Raw genomic sequence first — 2,260 nt, 5'->3', positions numbered from 1 at the left:
TTAATGTGAAAAATGGAAAGTAATAATAATTAAAATAGAGAATTGACATGGTTATGACAGGAGGGGGGGGGGGTGATAAATGGTAACGGGGTTATTTTTTCTGGCAAGGTGAAAGGACTCCGATAAATTCCCATAACTAGCCAATGAAAGTAATGATATAAAATCGCGAAAGATGGTTATGATTTCAATAGTAGGGATACACCTAATTAACGAAAGAGCTAGTTTGAATCATGCCTATCCGGATGTTGCACAAGCTGGGGTCTCCGTTCGTGCTGCGATCTTCAGCACACTGTCGAAAGCCAGCATCGGCCAGAACCGACGGTTGAATCGGAACACGAATTCATCGAGATAACCCTGCAAGTGCTTCGAACTGACTCCATGGTTTGTACCCAGAAGCCATGCATCAAGGTTCCCAAAGACAATATGAATCATTGGAAGGTGCTGGTCCGTTTTGGCTTGATCACCCTGGATCGACATGTCTATAACCTAAATTGGATAAGTTATCGTAGCCTCTCCACCCTGTCAATCAGCGTCGAAAACTTTCCACATGGTTTAGCAGGTTAATCTGCTTTTAACCCTGATTTTCGATGCTTAAAACGGTAAGAATCATTCCCTGTTTCGATAATGTCACAATGATGGGTAATTCGATCCAGTAGTGCTGCTGTCATCTTTGCATCACCAAAAACCTGTACCCATTCACTGAACTTTAAGTTGGTGGTTATTATCAGCGTGGTTCGTTCATAGAGCTGGCTGATGAGGTGAAAGAGTAATGCGCCACCTGACTTCGGGAAGGGTAGATAACCTAGTTCATCAAGGATGACAGCATCCACCTGGATGAGCTTTCTCGCCATTGCCCCTGTTTTTTCTGCTGCTTTTCAAGCTCCAGCAGGTTAACTAAATCTACTGCATTAAAAAACCTGACACGTTTCTCATGCTGAATGGCAGCAACGCCTAGCGCAGTAGCCAGGTGTGTTTTCCCTGTTCCTGTACCGCCCACAAGAATGAGGTTGTGCGCATCGTCCATGAATTTCGCTGTTGCAAGTTGTTCTATTTGTGCTTGTGAAAGCGGTGTTTCATCCCATTTAAAGTTGACCAAGTCACGATGTATAGGAAACCTGGCGACTTTCAGTTGGTATTTTAGGCTACGTGCCTGGCGGTCGGTTATTTCCGCATTAATGAGTTGTCTCAGTAATAATTCTGGCGATAGTTCCTGCTGTCGTTGCGGTGCTTCGGCCTTGATATCAGCCCATACATCGCTCATGCCATAGAGACGCAGATCTTTTAGCTGGGTTAAGAGGTCAATGGACATAATGACCTCCCAGTAGTTGATCATAGTGCTCAAAGCTCGCCTGTGGCTCTGTCGTTAGCTGTAAATCATGACAGGCATTTAACGCTTTGGGTCGGTCAGGTTCTGTTAATCGCCTGATTTCATTCAGTACAATACTGCCAGTGACAACACCTGATTCCAATGTGAGTTTACAGGCTAGCTCGAACGCATCAATGCCAACCTCTTTTGCCAGCAATAGGCAGTCAACAAAGGCTTTATCACCTTTGTCTTGTTGCAAAAGCTTTGTTCTGACTTGCTGTATCGGTTCAGGTAAGTCCCATGAGACAAAAGGGATACCATGCCTTAAAGCACCCGGTTTCTTTTCTAATACAGACAGATAATGCCAGGGATTACACACCATTTCATCACGGATAAAGCTGCGTTGATGTTCTGCGATGATTTCACCCGCTGCTACGATGGTCAAAGAATAAGCAGTCACTCTGACAGAGACGATTTGCCCGACCCATTGGGCAGGGACACTGTAATTGTTTCTATCCAGTCTAACTAAACAAGTCCGGCTGTCTTTTAATAAATGTTCAATATAGCCAGCGAATGGGGTTGTGATTTGGCGCAGTAATGGCTGCTCTTGTCGATAACACTCAGCAATTGTTTGTGAGGATAAAGTCGGATATTTTCTGCTAGCCAGGTCCTCACAACGTTTTTCTAACCACAGGTTTAAGTCATCAAAGGTGTTAAATTTAGCACGCGGCGTAAACAGCCACTCTCTAACATTACCCACCTGATTTTCTACCTGACCTTTTTCCCATCCAGCCGCTGGTGTACATTCAAAGAGCTCAAGCAAGACATATAGACTTTCAGAAAAATAACTTCCAAAAAAGCGAAGGTGATTATTGAAAGCTGGTTTATAATTTCCGCTCCGACCGGCCTCATTCATAAAAAACATTCAAAGTGGCAATCCTCACTTTTTCAAAA

General features: G+C 43.9%; 1 protein-coding gene and 2 pseudogenes. All 3 read right to left on the bottom strand.

The features are described 5' to 3' along the window. Positions 1 to 309: 309 nt before the first annotated feature. Positions 310 to 453, bottom strand: a pseudogene (locus BTHERMOSOX_RS10560) (transposase); the annotation flags it as partial. A 107-nt stretch (positions 454 to 560) separates the two neighbouring features. Then, positions 561 to 1,309 (bottom strand): annotated as a pseudogene (gene istB / locus BTHERMOSOX_RS10555) (IS21-like element helper ATPase IstB). Further along, entirely contained in the window at positions 1,299 to 2,231 is a 933-nt protein-coding gene (locus tag BTHERMOSOX_RS10550; RefSeq protein WP_138121101.1) for a Mu transposase domain-containing protein, read from the bottom strand. The pseudogene istB and the gene BTHERMOSOX_RS10550 overlap by 11 nt, the downstream one beginning before the upstream one ends. Positions 2,232 to 2,260: the final 29 nt, after the last annotated feature.

It is taken from the genome of Bathymodiolus heckerae thiotrophic gill symbiont (assembly GCF_900128515.1).
GTDB lineage: Bacteria > Pseudomonadota > Gammaproteobacteria > PS1 > Pseudothioglobaceae > Thioglobus_A.
This window is presented reverse-complemented; position numbering and strand designations above follow the sequence as displayed.

Coding starts and splice junctions, on each gene's coding strand:
- BTHERMOSOX_RS10550 (WP_138121101.1), bottom strand. CDS start 2,231: ATGTTTTTTATGAATGAGGCCGGTCGGAGCGGAAATTATAAACCAGCT.